The organism is Pseudomonas sp. P1_F7 (assembly GCF_056405655.1).
In genome coordinates this window covers 1-4794 of record NZ_JBFUBR010000042.1, presented here as the reverse complement: position 1 = coordinate 4794, position 4794 = coordinate 1, and the positions used below count along the sequence as shown (strand labels likewise).

The following is a 4794-nucleotide window of genomic DNA, read 5'->3' as shown; positions in this document are numbered from 1 at the left end:
TCAACACCTCTTTTTCAACTCCCTTTTGGCTTCGATGAACTGAAGCACCTGCTGTCGAAAACCGAGTAACTCGTTGTTTACCAAGGAGTTTTCCGTTTCGACTGCGCCGGAAGTGGGGCGAATTATAGACACCTGGAATCTGCCGTCAAGCACTGATTTAGGTTTTCTATCAATAAGCTGCAGAAAGCAGCAAAACGCCTCAAAGGAAGCCTATATAGAGGAGCCGAAACGCCCCTCTATATAGAAGAGTCCTATCAGAGAACGCCCGAAGCCTTGAATGCAGACACCACCCCGGCATCCAGGCCCAACACCCGCTGCAAAACCTCCAACGTGTGCTCACCCAGCAAAGGAGGTGCAAAACGGTATTCCACCGGCGTCTCCGACAGTCGAATCGGGCTCGCCACCTGAGGCACCATCCCGGCCAGCGCATGCGGCAGCTCGATAGCCAACCCACGCGCCTTGACCTGAGGATCGGCAAACATCTGCGCCACGTCATTGATAGGCCCGCAGGGCACGCCAGCCTGTTCCAGCTGCGCCACCCACTCAGCCGTAGTCTTGAACACCGTCGCCTGGCGGATCAGCGGAATCAGCACTGTCCTGTTTGCCACCCGCAGCTTGTTGGTCGCAAAACGCGGATCGTCCGCCCACTGCGGTTGCCCGGCCACTTCCGCGAACTTGCGGAACTGACCATCGTTTCCGACGGTAAGGATGAAGTCGCCATCCGCCGTAGGAAAATCCTGATAGGGCACGATGTTCGGATGAGCATTACCCAGGCGTTTAGGCGCATTGCCTGTCGTCAGGTAGTTCATTGCCTGGTTGGCCAGACAAGCCACCTGTACGTCCAGCAGAGCCATATCGATATGCTGACCACCGCCGTCGTGGTCCCGATGCGCAAGCGCAGCCAGGATCGCGACAGTCGAATACAGCCCGGTCAGGATGTCCGTCAGCGCCACGCCAACCTTCACCGGCCCCGCACCCTCTTCGCCCTCAGGTCTCCCCGTCAGGCTCATGAGGCCGCCCAGCCCCTGGATCATGAAGTCATAACCCGCACGCTTGGCGTAAGGACCGGTCTGGCCGAACCCGGTGATCGAGCAATAGATCAGATCCGGATTGATCGCCTTCAGCGATTCATAGTCCAGGCCATAAGCCGCCAGACCGCCGACCTTGAAGTTCTCGATCAGGATGTCCGACTTGGCCGCCAGTTCACGCACCAGCTTCTGCCCTTCAGGGCGTGTGAAGTCGATGGTGACCGATTGTTTGTTGCGATTGGCCGACAAGTAATAGGCGGCCTCGCTGGTGTTCTCGCCATAAGCGTCCTTAAGGAACGGCGGCCCCCAGGCGCGCGTGTCATCGCCGTTACCCGGACGCTCGACCTTGATCACTTCAGCGCCAAGGTCGGCCAGGATCTGCCCGGCCCAAGGCCCGGCCAATACCCGCGATAAATCCAGTACCCGTAGATGCGTAAGCGCGCCCATGGACGTTCTCCTATTAATAGAACGCCTGGATGCCGGTTTGCGCGCGACCGAGGATCAGTGCGTGGACGTCGTGTGTACCTTCATAGGTATTCACCACTTCCAGGTTCACCAGGTGGCGAGCGACACCGAACTCATCGGAGATACCGTTGCCGCCCAACATATCGCGAGCCATGCGCGCGATGTCCAGGGACTTGCCGCAGGAGTTGCGCTTCATCATCGAGGTAATTTCGACCGCAGCAGTCCCCTCATCCTTCATACGACCCAGACGCAGGCAACCTTGCAGCGCCATGGTGATTTCGGTCTGCATGTCGGCCAGTTTCTTCTGGATCAACTGAGTGGCAGCCAGTGGGCGACCGAACTGTTGACGATCCAGGGTGTACTGGCGAGCGGTGTGCCAGCAGAACTCAGCCGCACCCAGCGCACCCCAGGAGATGCCGTAACGTGCCGAGTTGAGGCAAGTGAAAGGCCCCTTCAGGCCACGGACATCCGGGAAGATGTTCTCTTCCGGCACGAACACGTTGTCCATGACGATTTCACCGGTGATCGATGCCCGCAGGCCCACCTTGCCGTGAATCGCCGGAGCGCTCAGGCCTTTCCAGCCTTTCTCCAGTACGAAGCCGCGGATGTCGCCGGCATCGTCCTTGGCCCAGACCACGAACACATCGGCGATCGGGCTGTTGGTGATCCACATCTTGCTGCCAGTGAGGCTGTAGCCGCCTTCCACTTTGCGCGCACGACTGATCATCGCGCCCGGGTCGGAGCCGTGGTTAGGCTCGGTCAGGCCGAAGCAGCCGATCCACTCACCCGACGCCAGTTTCGGCAGGTACTTCTGCTTCTGCGCTTCGGTACCGAATTCATTGATTGGCACCATCACCAGCGAGGACTGCACGCTCATCATCGAGCGGTAGCCGGAGTCGATACGCTCGACTTCACGGGCAATCAGGCCATAGCTGACATAGTTCAGGCCGCTACCGCCGTACTGCTCGGGGATGGTTGCGCCCAACAGGCCGACTTCGCCCATTTCGCGGAAGATGGCCGGGTCGGTCTTCTCATGACGGAAAGCTTCGAGGATGCGCGGCGCAAGGCTTTGCTGAGCGAATTGCGCAGCCGTGTCGCGAATCATGCGTTCTTCTTCAGTGAGCTGTTGATCCAGCAGCAGGGGATCGATCCAGTTGAAGCTTGCTTTACCGCCCATGAGTGTGTCCTCTCGAATCGGGTCAAATAACGTGGACTGATCCTAGGCCCGGATCGGCGCTACGGCAAACGAGGATTTTGCATACTGTTGTGCTAATTTCTCACTCCGAAACGTCGCGAAAGAGCCTTTATGCGATGTATTAGTGAGGTTGATGTACATGCGCAGAAAGATACCCAGCACCACCGCCCTGATCAGTTTCGAGGCCGCGGCGCGCCACGAGAGCTTCACCAAGGCCGCCCAGGAACTTTCGCTGACCCAAGGGGCGATTTGCCGACAGATCGCCAGCCTTGAAGAGTTCCTCAGTGTGGAGCTGTTCCGACGCTCGCGGCGCGGGGTCAAGCTGACGGAGGCCGGGCTTTCCTACAGCCGTCGAGTGGCCACTCAACTCGATGCGGTTGAGCGCGACACTTTGTCCGTAATGGGCCAGCAGGGCACCAACGTGATCGAGTTGGCCGTAGTTCCGACCTTCGGCACCCAATGGCTGCTGCCGCGACTCAAGGACTTTCAGCAGAAGCACCCGGAAGTGACGGTCAACCTGACCAACCGCACGCGGCCGTTCCTGTTCGCCGACACGGATTTCGATGCCGCCATCTACTTCGGTGACGCGGATTGGTCGGGTACGGAATCCCACAGGCTGATGGGTGAAAATCCGATGCCCGTTTGCAGCCCCAACCTGCTCGGAAACAAGACCGGTCTGACGCCTGGCGAAATCGCAGACTTACCTCTTCTGCAACAAACCACCCGCCCCTATGCCTGGCGTCAATGGTTCGATTCCCAACACCTGAATGTCCCGCGAGACATGACAGGCCCCCGCTATGAACTATTCTCCATGCTCGCCCAGGCAGCCATGCACGACATGGGCATTGCCCTGATTCCCCCATTCCTGATTCAAAGGGAGTTGAAAGAGAAACGCCTGGTGATTGCCAACCCGCAAGCACTGTCCAGCATCAAGGCTTACTACCTGATGATTCCTGAGCGAAAGGTCGAATCCGCGTCTTTGAGGGCATTTCGTGACTGGCTGGTAAATCAGGCGCACAGCTACAGCCTAGAAGGATAAAGGCCCCTTATCGTTACCTGACCCCGTAGTCAGCAAATACAAAGCCCTACAGATATACGTATTTGTCGCATACCAGCAAACTGTATCGAGAAGTCGTACAAACGTTCCACAAGCGCCTGACCACGCGGCTTTGCGCCACTATTTCGAAGCGATGCCGCATCATTCATACGGCCGATGTGTAAATTCTTCAATTTCGGCCAGAATCCTTGCAAAGCACGGTCTGCAAGGGATTGACCCGGTTGGTTGCGACATTCGGTCACGGGGTGACTTGTAGTTAATTTTCCGTCACCCGTCATAATCCCTTGAAGGGCACAAAGTTCGCCTGCAAAATGCCGCGCCCCGCCCTGATTTGGCGGGATCGTGCTGATCGGCCGCCCCAGCCGCACCATCCGTAGTGCATGGGTTTACTCAATAAGATCACGCAGGAGATTTGACGTGCACATTGGTGTTCCTCTCGAAACCCAGACCGGTGAAACACGGGTTGCTGCAACCCCGGAAACCATCAAGAAGCTGATCGGCCAGGGCCATAAGGTCACTGTACAAAGCGGCGCCGGCGTGAATGCCAGCGTTGTCGACAGTGCCTATGAAGCGGCAGGCGCAACCATTGGCAACGCCAATGACGCGTTTGCTGCAGAGCTGATTTTGAAGGTGGTCGCGCCCAGCGACAGCGAGCTGGCGCTGATTAAAAGCGGCACCGTTGTGGTAGGGATGCTCAACCCGTTCAGCAACGAAACCATCGCCAAGCTGGCCGAGTGCGGGATTACCGCCTTTGCCCTGGAGGCGGCGCCGCGCACCTCCCGTGCCCAAAGCCTGGATGTGCTGTCCTCGCAAGCCAACATCGCCGGCTATAAAGCCGTGTTGCTGGCCGCGCACTACTATCCGCGTTTCATGCCGATGCTGATGACCGCTGCGGGCACAGTGAAAGCGGCGCGCGTGCTGATCCTCGGTGCCGGCGTGGCCGGTTTGCAGGCCATCGCCACGGCGAAACGCCTGGGTGCGGTGATCGAAGCGTCCGACGTGCGTCCTGCGGTAAAAGAGCAGATCGAATCCCTCGGCGCCAAATTCGT

The 4794-nt window shown here is 58.4% G+C and carries 4 protein-coding genes; 2 read left to right on the top strand and 2 right to left on the bottom strand.

From position 1 onward, the window contains the following. Positions 1-254: 254 nt before the first annotated feature. Together AC1D1M_RS31190 and AC1D1M_RS31185 are read right to left on the bottom strand one after the other, a co-directional pair. Positions 255-1475: a CaiB/BaiF CoA transferase family protein gene (locus tag AC1D1M_RS31190; RefSeq protein ID WP_477778663.1), complete on the bottom strand. Its 1221-nt coding sequence runs from the start codon at positions 1473-1475 to the stop codon at positions 255-257. A gap of 13 nt (positions 1476-1488) precedes the next feature. Continuing rightward, positions 1489-2670 carry an acyl-CoA dehydrogenase gene (locus tag AC1D1M_RS31185; RefSeq protein WP_008018499.1) on the bottom strand — a complete coding sequence of 394 codons (1182 nt, stop codon included), beginning with the start codon at positions 2668-2670 and terminating at the stop codon, positions 1489-1491. A 157-nt stretch (positions 2671-2827) separates the two neighbouring features. Between AC1D1M_RS31185 and AC1D1M_RS31180 the strand changes: the two genes are divergently transcribed. Together AC1D1M_RS31180 and AC1D1M_RS31175 are read left to right on the top strand one after the other, a co-directional pair. Next, the gene (locus AC1D1M_RS31180) at positions 2828-3727 is read left to right on the top strand and encodes a LysR family transcriptional regulator (protein ID WP_008053123.1); all 900 of its coding nucleotides are present in this window, start codon (positions 2828-2830) and stop codon (positions 3725-3727) included. A gap of 435 nt (positions 3728-4162) precedes the next feature. Further along, the coding region (locus AC1D1M_RS31175; RefSeq protein ID WP_477778662.1) for a Rossmann-fold NAD(P)-binding domain-containing protein at positions 4163-4794 on the top strand (632 nt) is incomplete at its 3' end.